We start from the raw sequence: 13,288 nt of genomic DNA, 5'->3' as shown, positions 1-13,288 counted from the left end.
CCGGTCAGTAAAAGTAAGGCGGCAGTATAGCCGAATTGACGTTTTTCTGCGCGTCGGGCGCTGTTTTGGCGGGGTGAGGCCGCTACAATGTCTGCCTTCCGGAAACCGGTCCATTGAGGAGATCTGATGTCGACCAACCGTCTAGACCAGAATCTGCGCAGTACCCTGAGTCGGGGCCGGGTCGCGGTTTCACGGCCGGCCGGCTGCCCGCAAATTGCCCTCCATCTGTTTGACCCGTCCGTGCTTGAGGGGCCACTGAGCCACGACGAAGCCCAGTCGGTGGTGGCGGAGCCAGCCTACTGGTCATTCTGCTGGGCCAGCGGTCAGGTCCTGGCGAGCTGGATTCTGGCCAACCCCCGTTGGGTGATGAACAAGCGAGTACTGGATTTTGGCTCAGGCTCGGGGGTGGTCGCCGTTGCCGCCGCCCTGGCGGGTGCCCGGGAGGTCATTGCCTGCGACATAGACCCTGCCGCACTGGATGCCGTGTCGGCCAATGCGGCCCTGAACGGCGTATCGTTAACTTTGTGTGACGACTGGGATGTACGCCCGGCGGGCATTGACGTCGTCACGGCGGCGGACGTCCTCTACGATCCGGAAAATCGGCCACTGCTGAAAGTGTTCCGTGAGTCGGCATCAAGGGTGCTGCTGGCGGATTCGCGAGTTCGGGAATTGGGTGATCCGGTTTACGACCTGCAGACGGTCATTGAGGCAAGAACCTGGCCTGACCTCCACGAATTCGAGGAGTTCAACCGGGTGCGGATCTACGTCGCGGCGGATATGTAACTGCTGACTGCATAAAAGAAAAGGGCAACCACTGGGGTTGCCCTTGTCGAAACAGGTCGGCGCGTCCTTGCGCATGGGGCAACAGCCTTGTTGCGAGTCCCTGAGCCGCTCCTTGGTGCCGGCATCCTAGCCGGCGTTCCGAATAATTATCCTTTAAGCGAGGCGTCCCTGTGTCCTTGCCTCTCCCTGCATTCCATGCCGGGGTGCGTCCGGTGCGTCGTCCTTTTCCCTGTCATCCTTGATGTAAACACTATAGCAACTGGCGCTTTACAATCGTGTGAACGGATTCCGTCGATGGGTGCGGATTTTCCCCGTCTCAACGGGGTTTCTATTCCGTAACAGTGTGTTAGCGGCCATCCAGTTTGAGTTGCACAATGTTACGTACGCAACATAGCTGCAAGATCTCACGCCCTTGTAGGAAATCTCTCACATGAAGTTGGGCGAATTTCTCAAATCTCTGCCTTCCGCAGGCTGCGGAGTCCCGGCCAGGGCATCATTCCGATGACAATGCCCGCGCCGTCGGCAGCCAGGTCGGCCATCGAGAAGTCCCGGTAGGGAAGGGTGGCCTGGATGGCTTCAATGGCAAAGCCGAAGGCGAGCAACAGCGGGAGATACCACAACGCTCTGACTTCGGGCCAGGACAGCCGGGTGAGGAGGGTCAGCTCCAGGAAGGCAATCAGGTGGTTGAGCTTGTCGTTTGGTGAGGACGGCACCGGGTAGGGGGTACTGGTGGTTGCCAGGAATACAATGGCCAGCACGGAAATCAACAGGGCAATGCGCCAAAGCGGACGACAGTGCAGGAAGCGCAAAACGCAGTTTTTCAGTAGTGCCATGGGGGAATTTCCCTAGGAGGCCTCGGGCTGTGGGAATGATTCCAACATGATATGCTTTGCGCCCCGTCAATGTCATTGAAACGGAGGGCCGGCCGGAATGCTCAAGGGTAACTTTTTTCGTGGACTGGGCTACCTTGGGGAGGGCTTCCGTCTGATTCGGCAACCCGGCCTGCGGTTGTTCGTGGTAATCCCCCTGGTCATCAACATTCTGTTGTTCGGGCTTCTTTTCTATTTCCTTGCCGAGCTGTTCGCCGGGCTGATTGCCGCAGCCATGGGCTGGTTGCCGGATTGGGCCTGGCTGCAGGCGCTGGACTGGCTGTTCTGGATTCTCTATGGCGCGGTGATCCTGCTGATGCTCGCCTACGGTTTCGTGATTGTGGCCAACCTCATTGGCTCGCCCTTCTACGGTTACCTGTCGGAATTGACCGAAAAACACCTCACCGGTCAGGAAGTGAGCACGGAAGATAGCTGGAGTGCGATTATCAAGGATATCCCCCGGGCACTCTGGCGCGAGGTTCAGAAGATTCTCTATTACCTGCCCCGGGCCATCGGCCTGTTCGTGATTGGCCTGATTCCGGTGGTCAACCTGGTGGCGGCCGTGCTCTGGTTCCTGTTCAACAGCTGGATGATGGCCCTGCAGTATGTCGATTACCCCGCGGACAACCACAAGGTCAGTTTCAAATCCCTGCGTGGTTTGTTGGGTGACACCCGGCTTTCGGCATTCGGATTTGGCTTGCCGGTTGCGCTGGCAGCCATGGTCCCTGTTCTCAATCTTGTGGTTGTGCCCGCGGCGGTCTGCGGTGCCACGGCTTATTGGGTGCGTGAGAACGGCGCCACCCGAAATTAATTCTGTCTGGAGGTTACTTGGATAAATCGGAATTTGTCATTGGTCAGCGCTGGGTCAGCCACAGCGATACCGCACTGGGCCTGGGCATTGTCACGGACATCTCCGGTCGTCGCGTTACGCTGGGCTTTCCCGCGGCCGATGAAGAGCGCACCTACGCCATAGACAATGCGCCGCTTTCCCGGATCATTTACCAGTTGGGTGAGGAGATCCAGACCTTTGACGGAGCGCACTACGTGGTCCGTGCGGTGGAGGACAAGGGTGGTGTGCTGATGTACCACGCCGACGATGGCGAGGACATTCACCAGATTTCCGAAGTCAAACTCAGCGGCTCAGTGAACTTTTCTGCCCCGCACCAGCGCCTGTTCGCGGGTCAGTTTGACCGCAATGGTGCTTTTCGTCTGCGGGTGGCCACCCTGCAGCACCTGGACCGGTTACGGGCGTCCCCGGTCGGTGGCTTGATCGGTGCGCGCACCCAGCATTTGCCACATCAGATCTACATCGCCCATGAGGTTGCCAAGCGGCACGCGCCCCGGGTTCTGCTGGCCGATGAGGTGGGCCTTGGCAAAACCATTGAGGCGGGCCTGATCCTGCATTACCAGCTGCACACGGGTCGGGCCCGGCGTGCCCTGATTGTGGTGCCGGATTCCCTGATTCACCAGTGGCTGGTGGAGATGCTTCGTCGCTTCAATCTGCGGTTTTCCATCATTGACCAGGGGCGCTACGACGCCCTGAAAGAGGAAGAGAATGATGTGGATTCGCTGGTGAACCACATCTTTGGGGACGACGACGCGGTCAATCCATTTGAAACCGAACAGTTGGTGCTCTGTAGCCTGGATTTCCTGGCCAGCAGCGAACAGGCGCAGCAGGATGCCCTGGCAGCGGGCTGGGATTTGATGGTGGTGGATGAAGCCCACCATCTGGCCTGGAGCCCCGAAGCGGTCAGCACTGAATATCGGGTTGTTGAGGAATTGTCGGCAGCAAGTCGGGGGCTGCTCCTGCTGACGGCGACACCGGAACAGGTTGGAGTGGCCAGCCATTTCGCCCGCCTGAGGCTTCTGGATCCTGCGCGTTTTCACGACCTGGAAACCTTCCGCAAGGAGGAGCAGCAGTACGAAGCGATCAACGAGGTGGTGCGACGGCTGGAGAGCAACGATGCCGGCATCAGTAGCGATGATCGCAAGGCCCTCAAGGCCTGGCTCGGTGATGAACTGGATGAGCTGCTGACGGGGGAGGACCCGCATCAGGCCATTATTGATGCGTTACTGGATCGCCATGGCACCGGTCGGGTGCTATTCCGTAACACCCGGGCCGCCATTCAGGGCTTTCCTGAACGACGGCCGATGCCGGATGCGTTGCCCTGTCCGGCCATATACGAGGGCCATGCCTGGGGGCTGGCCGGGCTTTCGCCGGAACAATCGGTGGCGGAAGAGCAGTGGCTGGCAGATGATCCACGTGTTGCCTGGCTTGAGAAGAAGCTGGCCAGCTTGCGCCCGGCCAAGGTCGTGGTCATCTGCGCCCAGGCGCAAACCGCCATGGCGCTCGAGCATTACTTGCAGTTGCGGGCCGGTATTCGCAGCGCGGCCTTTCACGAACACCTCAGTCTGGTGGAGCGGGACCGGGCAGCCGCCTATTTTGCCGACAGCGAGCAGGGCGCCCAGGCGCTGATCTGTTCAGAGATTGGCAGTGAGGGCCGCAACTTCCAGTTTTCCCATCACCTGGTGCTGTTTGACCTGCCGGCCAATCCGGATCTGCTGGAGCAGAGAATCGGGCGCCTGGATCGTATTGGCCAGACCGAGACCATCGATATTCACATCCCCTACCTGCAGGGAACCGCCCAGGAAGTGCAGTACCGGTGGTTCCAGGATGGCCTGAATGCCTTCGCCGAGAGCTGTGCAGTGGGGGTTGCCGTTCAGGACAAGGTACAGGATCAGTGGCAGCGGGCCATCGAGGGTGACACCGGGGTCGTCGACAACCTGGTTGCCCACTCCGCCGAAGAGGCCGCACGCCTCAGGACCCTGCTTCAGAATGGCCGCGATGCCCTGATTGAACTCAATTCCTGCCGCCGCGACGTGGCTGATCGGTTGATTGACGGTATCGAGGCTGAGGAAGGTTCTGCCCAGGTGCGGGATTACATGATCGAGGCCTTTGATATTCTGGGTGTGGATGTGGAAGACCACAGCGATCACTCGGATGTGTTGCGTCCCGGCGAGCACTATCATGCCGGCCATGTGGCAGAGTTACCGGAAGACGGCGTTACCGTGACCTGGAGTCGGCAGCAGGCCCTGGAGCGCGAGGACCTGTCCTTCATGAGCTGGGAACATCCGATGGTGACCGGGGTGATGGACTCCGTAACCAGTTCCGGCCTGGGCAAGGCGGCCCTGGCCAGCCTCTCGGTCAAGGCGCTGCCACCGGGGACACTGCTGATGGAAGCGCTGTTCACCGTGCACTGTCCGGCGCCGGAGTCGCTGCAGTTGACCCGTTACCTGCCAGTATCCCCGTTGCGCCTGCTGGTGGACGTGAATGGCAAGGAGTTGTCGGCGGCATTGCCCCATGACCGGCTGAACGAATTGTGCTCCAACATCCGGCGCAAGACCGCTCAGGCAATCGTGCCCCAGATACGACCCCAGGTGGAAACCATGGTGGATCATGTTGAACGCCTGTCGGAACCTCACCTGGAGCCGTTAAAAGAGCAGGCACTGGCTCGGGTCGATGCCAGCTTTGGCCCCGAAATCCGCCGATTGGAGGCTCTCCAGGTCGTGAATCCGGCCATCCGCAACGAAGAAATCGATTTTTTCCGGAATCAGCTGGATGCGGCGAGGGACGCCATTGGGCGGGCCAGTCTCGCGCTCGAAGGGATCCGGGTTATCGTAACCGCGTAAGTCCGTATGTGACCGGCATTACTGACTCCGTGGCGACCGCTGTTATGCTTTCATCTGATGCGGTAATGTGGGCGTACCTACTTTAGTCTAATAATTTCCCGAACCATGGATGACTGAGAGAACCTATGATGACTTTTCTTCTGTTTGTTGTGGCGCTGGCCGGTCTCTTGATCGTGATGCGTCGTGAATCCGGTGCCATGCCGGCGATTGGCGTGATGGCAGTGGTCGGTCTTGTGTCCCTGATCTTTGCCTCCGGATGGCTCGCCCTGATTCTGTTTGTCGGTGCCGGTGTCACCGCCGCCGCGGGCTTGCCCGGTTTCCGTCAGAGCTGGCTGACACCGAAGATTTTCGCCACCTTCAAGAAGGTGGCGCCCAAGGTTTCCGATACGGAAAAGGTTGCCCTTGAGGCCGGCACCGTCGGCTGGGACGGCGAGCTGTTCACCGGCCAGCCGGACTGGCACAACCTGCTGATCAACCGCTACACCGGCCTGACTGAGGAAGAGCAGGCGTTTGTGGACAACCAGTGCACCCAGGCCATCGCCATGTGCAACGCCTGGGATCTCGCCGTCGAGCGCGCAGACCTGCCCAAGGAACTCTGGGATTTCCTGAAGAAAGAAGGTTTCTTCGGTATGATCATCCCGAAGGAATACGGTGGTCTCGAGTTTTCCGCCAAGGCCCAGACCGCGGTGCTGCAGAAACTGGCCGCCAACGAGATGCTGATGGTCTCGGTCGGGGTGCCCAATTCCCTCGGTCCGGGCGAGCTGCTGGTCAAATACGGTACCGAGGAACAGAAGAAGCATTACCTGCCCCGTCTGGCCGACGGCCGCGAAATTCCCTGTTTCGGCCTGACCGGTCCACGGGCCGGCTCAGACGCCACCTCGCTCCCGGATACCGGCATCGTCTGCAAGCGCAAGATTGATGGTAAGGAAGTGGTGGGCATTGAGCTCAACTTCGAGAAGCGCTGGATCACGCTGGCGCCGATTGCCACCGTGGTCGGCCTGGCCTTCCGTATGTTCGACCCCGACGGCCTGCTGGGGGACGAGAAAGACTACGGCATCACCTGCGCCCTGATCCCCCGTGACACCAAGGGTATGGAAATCGGTCGTCGCCATTGTCCGATTGGCACGCCGTTCCTGAACGGGCCGATCAAGGGCAAGAACGTGTTCATTCCGCTGGACTACATCATCGGTGGTCAGGAGATGGCCGGCCAGGGCTGGCGTATGCTGGTTGAATGTCTGTCGGTCGGCCGCTGCATCACCCTGCCTTCCGGCGCAGCCGGGGCTGCGGCCTATGCGGCCGGTACGGCCGGTGGCTTTACCCGAGTCCGTCGCCAGTTCAATACCCCGGTCGCGGATATGGAAGGTGTGCAGGAGCCGCTGGCCCGAATCGTGGGCAAGACCTACATTGCCCAGTCGGCCGTGAACCACACCGCCAACATGATCGACCGCGGCGAGAAGCCGGCCGTACCCTCGGCCATTCTCAAATACCACCTGACCGAATTCCAGCGCGGCGTGCTCACTGACGCCATGGACGTCCACGGCGGCAAGACCGTGACCCTCGGCCCCCGCAACTACCTGGGAATAGGCTTCAGCGGTGCTGCAGTGTCCATCACCGTGGAGGGCGCCAACATCATGACCCGCAGCCTGATGATCTTCGGTCAGGGCGCGATCCGCTGCCATCCCTACGTTTTGAAGGAGCTGGCGGCCAAGGACAATGATGACATCCAGGCCTTTGATAAGGCTTTCTTCGGGCACGCTGGCCTGATTTTTGGTAACGCCGCCCGAGCCTTCACCCAGGCGCTGGGTCTTGGCCGTGCCGATGTACCGTTCGACAGCGCCAGCCGCCGGTACGCGCAGGCGGTAGCTCGCTTCAGTGCCGCATTCGGTCTGTGTGCGGACGCCGCCATGACGACGCTGGGCAGTGAGCTGAAAATGCGCGAGCTGATCTCCGCTCGCCTGGGCGATATGTTGTCCAACCTCTACCTGGCCTCCATGGTGTTGAAGAACTGGCACGAAGGCCAGCCGGTGGAAGGTGAGAAAGAAGTGATGGAATACAGCCTGGGCCTATTGCTTTACCGTACTGAAAACGCCCTTGACGAGTTCCTCCAGAATCTGCCGAACCGGGTCGTGGCTATGGCGCTCCGGGGCATCACCATGCCTCTGGGCCGTCGCTGGGATGCGCCTCATGATGACCTGTCCCGCAAGCTGGCCAGGGCCATTTCCACCGACACGCCCATCCGTAACAAGCTGATTTCCGGCGTCTGGACCACCGATGGCGAAGGCACGGTAGAGAACCCGCTGGCGCGATACAATGGTTTGCTGAAGGACTACGACAAGGCCGAGCAGCTGTACCGGAAGGTGACCAAGGCCTACGCCAAGGGCGAGCTGCCCATGACCGCCTTGCATCCGGAGGAGCGCTTCGAGGCGGCCCTGGAAGCGGGGGTTTACACCAAAGAGGAGGCAGACTTCATGCGGCAGTATGAAGCCGTCGTGCTGGAAATGCTCACGGTCGACGACTTTCCGTTTGACGAGTTTGCCAGCAACAAGGATACGGTAATCGATCATAACCCGGCCTGATGGGGCCAACCGTTTCCGACTAAACAAGGGGTGCCGGCGGGCGCCCCTTTTTTGTGCCCGGTTATAAGGCCTTAACTTGATTGCGCTTTAACGGCATACTCGAAGAATGCGTGCCGAATAAGGTACGGGCCAAGTCAGCAGAGGAGGGGAGTCAAACCCGATGTGGCTTTCAGTATTGGCAGTAAGCGCCGGAGCCGTCATTGGCGCCAATCTGAGGTGGGTTCTGGGCCTTTGGTTGAACAGCACCTACCATGCAGTGCCGTACGGGACACTGGTGGCCAACCTGAGTGGTGGCTGGCTCATCGGTCTGCTGATCGGTTACTTCAGTCACGGTAGCACGCTGGCACCGGAGTGGCGCCTGTTTGCCATTACCGGGCTGTGCGGTGCGCTGACCACCTTCTCCACGTTCTCGCTGGAAATGTTCGCTGCTATCCAGGAAGGCAAATGGGCCATGGCGGTCACCGGTATCCTCGCTCACGTTGTGGGGTCATTGATGATGACGGCACTCGGGATTTATACCTTTGGATTGGTTCGTGGCTAGGTCCGGTTTCGGCGCCTATGGGTGGGTAACACTACCTACTTAAATTATTGAAAATCCACTTGGCAATCCTGAAATTCAGGAGTAGAGTTCTGTGGGTAGGAAAGATTCAGTTAAGCATTTCATGAATGAGACGTACCTCCGCAGTTAGTAGTGACCGTCCTGTTTTTGATTCCGCGAGTTCTGTATTTCCGTAAACGCCAGCCTGCATCAAGAAGGTGCGAGGCGGCAGATTAAATGATTGATTTCAGGAAGTTTAAGTATGTCTACTACTACCGGTACTGTTAAGTTCTTCAACGAAGCTAAAGGCTTTGGCTTTATCACTCGTGAAGGCGGCCCGGACGTATTCGTTCACTACAGCGCAATTCAGGGCAGCGGTTTCAAGACCCTGGCAGAAGGCCAGCAGGTTGAGTTCACCGTTACCCAGGGCCAGAAAGGTCCGCAGGCGGAGAACGTTGTTGCTCTTTAATCCCTGAGGGATTAAGCGACAAACGTGAAAAAGGCAGCTTCGGCTGCCTTTTTTCATGCCTGATCCGCTTGCTCGCTTTGTGATTTTCTCCCCGGCGTGTAATCTTTATGCCCCTGTTGCTCGTTTAAATGGTTGTCGAGACGTTCAGGACCCGTTCATGCTCAATACCCTCAAGGCCATCTGGATTCTTTTCTGGGCCTCCCTGCTGACCTTAATCCTGTTTCTGCCCATTGTGGTAGCAGCCCTGCTGGGCAAACGCGGCGATGCCGCTTTTCATGGCACGCAGGTGTACGCCTGGGCCATTCTCAAGCTCTGTGGCATTCGTCTGATCGTCAGGGGCAGGGAGCACATCCAGCCCCGGCAGCGCTACGTGATTCTGAGCAATCACGCCTCCTATTTTGATCCGCCGGCACTGGTTCTGGCGCTGGGGCTGCAGTATCGCTGGGTCATCAAGAAGGAGCTGCGCAAGGTGCCCCTGTTCGGGCTGGCCCTGGAGACCTCGCGCAACCTGTTTATCGACCGCTCCCGTGGCAGTGACGCCCTGGAGAGTATCAAGCGCGGGGTGGGGCAGTTACCGGAAGGCACCGGAATCCTGATTTTCCCCGAAGGCACCCGGTCATGGGACGGCAAACTGCTGCCCTTCAAGAAAGGCGGATTCGTCATTGCCAAAGACGGCCAGTTGCCCATCCTGCCCATCACCATTCGTGGTTCCCATGATCGGCTGCCCAAGGGCCAGGCCGCCTTTTCGCCGGGCGAAATCGAGATCTTGATCCATCCACCGGTTGCCACCGAAGGCCAGTCGGTCGAATCCCTGATGGATGGAGTTCGAGGCACCATCGAGTCCGGCCTGTAGTGAACAGATTCGCGGCCGGACCGGCAAACTAGCGGGCGAAAATTTCCTCATAGAAACGCATGGTGCCCTGCCAGGAGCGCGAAGCCGCTTCCTCGTCGTACCCCACCGGCAAGCCAAAGTTTTCAGCAAACCTGTCTGCCCCCGGATTGGTGAATGAGTGCAGGACGCCCGGGAAGCTAACCAGGGTCAGATCCACACCGGCATCCTGCATTTCCTGAACCAGGCCGGCGACCTGCTCGGATGGAACCATGTCATCCGCTCCGCCGGTGTACACCTGAACCCGCGCTTTGACCATTCCAGGCTGGGCCTTGATCGGGCTGCCAAGGGCACCGTGGAAACTCACCACGCCGCTGAGGTCGACGCCCAGCCGTGCCATGTTCAGTACGACGGCTCCCCCGAAGCAGTAGCCCTGAGCCGCAATGCGGGTGCTGTCCACGCTCTCGTGGTTTTCCAGTAGTGACTTGGCCTTCATGAAGCGGGCCTTGACCTGGTCAATGTCCCGGGTCGCTTCCTGCATGAACTTCTGGGCGGTATCCGGGTGTTCGGCGAGCTTGCCGCTGCCGTACATGTCGAGGGCGAACGCCGTGTAGCCGGAGGCGGCAAGCTTCTCTGCCTGCTCACGGGCAAACTCGTTGTGGCCCCACCACTCATGAACCACAAGTACGCCGGGCCGTTTGCCCTCCAGCTCGTCGTCCCAGGCCATGTAGCCGGTGAACGTTTGATCGTCGATCTGGTATTCCACGGTTTGGGTCTGCATTTCTGCCATCACCTGCGAGGTTGCAAGGGAGAATGAAAGTGCTACGACTGATGTGGCTGTTTGCAATGTAGTCATGATGGGACTGCTCCTTGTAATACACGCTATTGCTTCCGTCGGACAATCACCTTTTTACTACACTTCAGACACAGACACACGAATTGGCGTAACCTTCGCGGAACCGAGGAGATGATCGATGAAGATTGGCGTGCCCAAGGAAATCAAGAATAACGAATACCGGGTGGGGATGACGCCGGCTGCGGTCCATGAACTCTGTGGCCACGGCCACGACGTGTTCGTCGAGACCCAGGCGGGGGCGGCCATTGGGTTTACCGATGAGGATTACCAGAGTGCGGGCGCCCAGATTCTGGCGGATGCCAAGGCGGTTTTCGGGGCGGCGACACTCATCGTCAAGGTCAAGGAGCCTCAGCCGGAAGAGCGAGCCCTGCTGAACCGGGAGCATACCCTGTTTACCTATCTGCACCTGGCGCCGGATCAGGCCCAGACCGACGATCTGGTGGCGTCCGGTGCCATCTGCATTGCCTATGAGACGGTGACTGACCGTAGTGGTCGTCTGCCGTTGCTGGCGCCCATGTCTGAAGTGGCTGGACGTATGTCGATCCAGGCCGGCGCCCACTGTCTGGAGAAATCGGTTGGTGGTCGCGGAGTGCTTCTGGGCGGAGTGCCCGGTGTCAGCCCCGCCCGGGTGACCGTGGTCGGAGGTGGCGTCGTCGGACAGAATGCTGTTGCCATGGCCATCGGCATGGGGGCCCAGGTGACCGTCCTGGATCGCAACATGGATGTCCTGCGCAATCTTGATCACCTGTACGGCAACCGGATCACAACACTGTTTTCCACCGTCCATACCCTCGATCAGGCGATGGTGGAGTCTGACCTGGTGGTCGGCAGCGTTCTCATACCCGGAGCGTCCGCGCCCAAACTGATTACCCGGGATATGATCCGCCGGATGCCCGAGGGCAGTGTGCTGGTGGACGTCGCCATTGATCAGGGCGGGTGTGCGGAAACCTCAAAACCGACCACCCACGATGACCCCACGTATATTGTTGATGGTGTGGTACATTACTGCGTGGCCAATATGCCCGGCGCCGTGGCGCGCACCTCGACGCTGGCTCTGAACAACGTAACGCTGCCCTTCGTGGCGGCCCTGGCCAACAAGGGGCCGATTCGGGCAATGAAGGAAGACCCGCACCTGATGGCCGGACTGAATATAGCCGATGGCAAGGTGACGTACAGGGAGGTGGCAGAAGCCACTGGGCATTCATACACAGACCCGGAATCCCTGCTGGGATCCTGAGCCGTGACACACTCGGAGAAATCATGAAACTGATCGGATCGACCACTTCACCCTACGTTCGGCGCATTCGCATCCTGCTGGATGAAGAACCGTATGAATTCGTTAACCTTAATATCTATGGTGAAGGCCGGGATGAGCTGCGGAAGAACAACCCAACCCTGAAAATTCCGGTACTGGAAGACGACGGCCAGGAAATTTATGACTCACGGATCATTGCCCGCTACGTCAGCGCCAAGCAGGGCCGCGATCCCCTGACGTGGGACCAGCAAAACCAGCTGACCATGATTGATGGTGCCAATGACTCGGCAGTCACCCTGCTGCTTTCGGAAAAGTCCGGCATCGACACCAGCCAGGACCTGATGTTCTACAACCTCCAGCGTGAACGCATCATGACCACGCTGCGCACCCTGGCAGCCATGGTCGATGACGGTCAGTTCGAGGCCTGGAACTACCCGGCTATCTGCCTGTACTGCCTCGTTGACTGGCTGGAGTTTCGCGATCTGGTGGACTGGACCGGCGTCGAGAGCCTGCTGTCATTCCGGGACAGTCACCGGACCAAGCCCTGGGTCGCCGAGACCGATCCTCGCCAGGCCTGAGCATTTGCGGCTGCCTGGTGAGCCCCGGCGGGCGGCCGCAGGCACCGGAGTGCGAAGCGGAACAAATTTTCACCAGATGGCCTTCCCCATTTGTCGTTCTTGACTATAGTTAAGGGCAGGAACGGTCGCTGATCCGACCCGATCAGACGCCCGTACTTGACTGTACTTACAACGACTAATAAAAGGGGGTCATCCATGCTCCTGTCTCATGCCTTCGGTCTCTTCACCCACCCGGATGATGAGTGGGCTTCCATTCGAAAAGAACACGAAACGCCTCGTCGGCTCTACGTCGCCTACGTTGTCATTCTGGCCGCCATCGGTCCGATCTGCGCGTACATTTCGACGGCTTATTTTGGCTGGACGGTCGGTAATGATCGGTTGATCAAACTGACGGAAATCAGTGCCCTGCAACTGAGTGTACTCACATACCTGGCAATGCTGGTGGGGGTTTTCGCGCTCGGTTATGCGGTTAACTGGATGGCCAAGACCTATGGCGCCCGGGAGGAGCACGTGCCGTCCAATGGCATTGCCCTGGCGGCCTATTCTTGCACGCCGCTGTTCCTGGCCGGATTCGCGCTCTTGTATCCGGTGCCCTGGTTCAATGCCGTGGTTTTCCTGATTGCCGCCTGCTATGGGGCTTGGTTGATGTATGACGGGCTGCCCATTGTCATGGGGATCGAGAAAGACCGTGCCGTATTCTACGGCGGCGCTCTGCTCACCGTCGCCCTGGTCATTCTGGTTGCGACCCGGGTCGGTTCCGTCATCATCTGGAACTTCGGCGTCGGTCCGGTCTTCGTCAGCGGATGACCGCCGCCGGCATTGTTCAGAATTAAGGGAGGCAGCAG

The 13,288-nt window shown here is 59.3% G+C and carries 12 protein-coding genes; 10 read left to right on the top strand and 2 right to left on the bottom strand.

Annotated features, from left to right (window positions below; all coding sequences use genetic code 11):
- The first annotated feature begins 126 nt into the window (after positions 1 to 126).
- Positions 127 to 783, top strand: a complete 657-nt coding sequence (locus K0B93_RS10545; protein WP_219867167.1) for a class I SAM-dependent methyltransferase — start codon at positions 127 to 129, stop codon at positions 781 to 783.
- A gap of 449 nt (positions 784 to 1,232) precedes the next feature.
- Here the strand turns inward: K0B93_RS10545 and K0B93_RS10540 are convergent, their stop codons facing one another.
- Positions 1,233 to 1,616 (bottom strand): VanZ family protein, encoded by a 384-nt coding sequence (locus tag K0B93_RS10540; RefSeq protein WP_219867166.1) that lies wholly within the window; start codon positions 1,614 to 1,616, stop codon positions 1,233 to 1,235.
- 97 nt (positions 1,617 to 1,713) lie between these two features.
- Between K0B93_RS10540 and cysZ the strand changes: the two genes are divergently transcribed.
- The 6 genes from cysZ to K0B93_RS10510 all read left to right on the top strand — a co-directional run bounded on the left by cysZ (position 1,714) and on the right by K0B93_RS10510 (position 9,778).
- Positions 1,714 to 2,463 carry a sulfate transporter CysZ gene (cysZ, locus tag K0B93_RS10535; RefSeq protein WP_219867165.1) on the top strand — a complete coding sequence of 250 codons (750 nt, stop codon included), beginning with the start codon at positions 1,714 to 1,716 and terminating at the stop codon, positions 2,461 to 2,463.
- Positions 2,464 to 2,480: 17 nt separating this feature from the next.
- Positions 2,481 to 5,342, top strand: coding sequence for an RNA polymerase-associated protein RapA (gene rapA / locus K0B93_RS10530; RefSeq protein WP_219867164.1), 2,862 nt, complete (start codon positions 2,481 to 2,483; stop codon positions 5,340 to 5,342).
- Positions 5,343 to 5,467: 125 nt separating this feature from the next.
- On the top strand, positions 5,468 to 7,918 hold the full coding sequence (locus tag K0B93_RS10525) for an acyl-CoA dehydrogenase (protein ID WP_228743347.1): 2,451 nt from the start codon (positions 5,468 to 5,470) through the stop codon (positions 7,916 to 7,918).
- Between the two features lie 160 nt (positions 7,919 to 8,078).
- Positions 8,079 to 8,459, top strand: coding sequence for a fluoride efflux transporter CrcB (gene crcB / locus K0B93_RS10520; RefSeq protein ID WP_219867163.1), 381 nt, complete (start codon positions 8,079 to 8,081; stop codon positions 8,457 to 8,459).
- A gap of 259 nt (positions 8,460 to 8,718) precedes the next feature.
- Positions 8,719 to 8,925 (top strand): cold-shock protein, encoded by a 207-nt coding sequence (locus tag K0B93_RS10515; RefSeq protein WP_008172950.1) that lies wholly within the window; start codon positions 8,719 to 8,721, stop codon positions 8,923 to 8,925.
- A gap of 157 nt (positions 8,926 to 9,082) precedes the next feature.
- Positions 9,083 to 9,778 carry a lysophospholipid acyltransferase family protein gene (locus K0B93_RS10510; RefSeq protein ID WP_219867162.1) on the top strand — a complete coding sequence of 232 codons (696 nt, stop codon included), beginning with the start codon at positions 9,083 to 9,085 and terminating at the stop codon, positions 9,776 to 9,778.
- A 28-nt stretch (positions 9,779 to 9,806) separates the two neighbouring features.
- Here K0B93_RS10510 and K0B93_RS10505 read toward each other — a convergent pair whose 3' ends face one another.
- Positions 9,807 to 10,610, bottom strand: a complete 804-nt coding sequence (locus tag K0B93_RS10505) for a dienelactone hydrolase family protein (protein ID WP_219867161.1) — start codon at positions 10,608 to 10,610, stop codon at positions 9,807 to 9,809.
- Between the two features lie 118 nt (positions 10,611 to 10,728).
- On the opposite strand from K0B93_RS10505, the gene ald reads away from it, so the two are divergent.
- The 3 genes from ald to K0B93_RS10490 all read left to right on the top strand — a co-directional run bounded on the left by ald (position 10,729) and on the right by K0B93_RS10490 (position 13,250).
- Complete coding sequence (ald, locus tag K0B93_RS10500) at positions 10,729 to 11,847, top strand: alanine dehydrogenase (protein WP_219867160.1); 1,119 nt, start codon at positions 10,729 to 10,731, stop codon at positions 11,845 to 11,847.
- A gap of 23 nt (positions 11,848 to 11,870) precedes the next feature.
- On the top strand, positions 11,871 to 12,443 hold the full coding sequence (locus K0B93_RS10495) for a glutathione S-transferase N-terminal domain-containing protein (protein ID WP_219867159.1): 573 nt from the start codon (positions 11,871 to 11,873) through the stop codon (positions 12,441 to 12,443).
- A gap of 195 nt (positions 12,444 to 12,638) precedes the next feature.
- Positions 12,639 to 13,250, top strand: coding sequence for a Yip1 family protein (locus K0B93_RS10490; RefSeq protein WP_219867158.1), 612 nt, complete (start codon positions 12,639 to 12,641; stop codon positions 13,248 to 13,250).
- Positions 13,251 to 13,288: the final 38 nt, after the last annotated feature.

Source organism: Marinobacter sp. F4218 (assembly GCF_019443085.1).
GTDB lineage: Bacteria > Pseudomonadota > Gammaproteobacteria > Pseudomonadales > Oleiphilaceae > Marinobacter > Marinobacter albus.
The sequence above is the reverse complement of the archived record's forward strand: the minus strand, read 5'-3'. Positions and strand labels throughout refer to the sequence as shown.

Coding starts and splice junctions, on each gene's coding strand:
- K0B93_RS10545 (WP_219867167.1), top strand. CDS start 127: ATGTCGACCAACCGTCTAGACCAGAATCTGCGCAGTACCCTGAGTCGG.
- K0B93_RS10540 (WP_219867166.1), bottom strand. CDS start 1,616: ATGGCACTACTGAAAAACTGCGTTTTGCGCTTCCTGCACTGTCGTCCG.
- cysZ (WP_219867165.1), top strand. CDS start 1,714: ATGCTCAAGGGTAACTTTTTTCGTGGACTGGGCTACCTTGGGGAGGGC.
- K0B93_RS10525 (WP_228743347.1), top strand. CDS start 5,468: ATGATGACTTTTCTTCTGTTTGTTGTGGCGCTGGCCGGTCTCTTGATC.
- crcB (WP_219867163.1), top strand. CDS start 8,079: ATGTGGCTTTCAGTATTGGCAGTAAGCGCCGGAGCCGTCATTGGCGCC.
- K0B93_RS10515 (WP_008172950.1), top strand. CDS start 8,719: ATGTCTACTACTACCGGTACTGTTAAGTTCTTCAACGAAGCTAAAGGC.
- K0B93_RS10510 (WP_219867162.1), top strand. CDS start 9,083: ATGCTCAATACCCTCAAGGCCATCTGGATTCTTTTCTGGGCCTCCCTG.
- K0B93_RS10505 (WP_219867161.1), bottom strand. CDS start 10,610: ATGACTACATTGCAAACAGCCACATCAGTCGTAGCACTTTCATTCTCC.
- ald (WP_219867160.1), top strand. CDS start 10,729: ATGAAGATTGGCGTGCCCAAGGAAATCAAGAATAACGAATACCGGGTG.
- K0B93_RS10495 (WP_219867159.1), top strand. CDS start 11,871: ATGAAACTGATCGGATCGACCACTTCACCCTACGTTCGGCGCATTCGC.
- K0B93_RS10490 (WP_219867158.1), top strand. CDS start 12,639: ATGCTCCTGTCTCATGCCTTCGGTCTCTTCACCCACCCGGATGATGAG.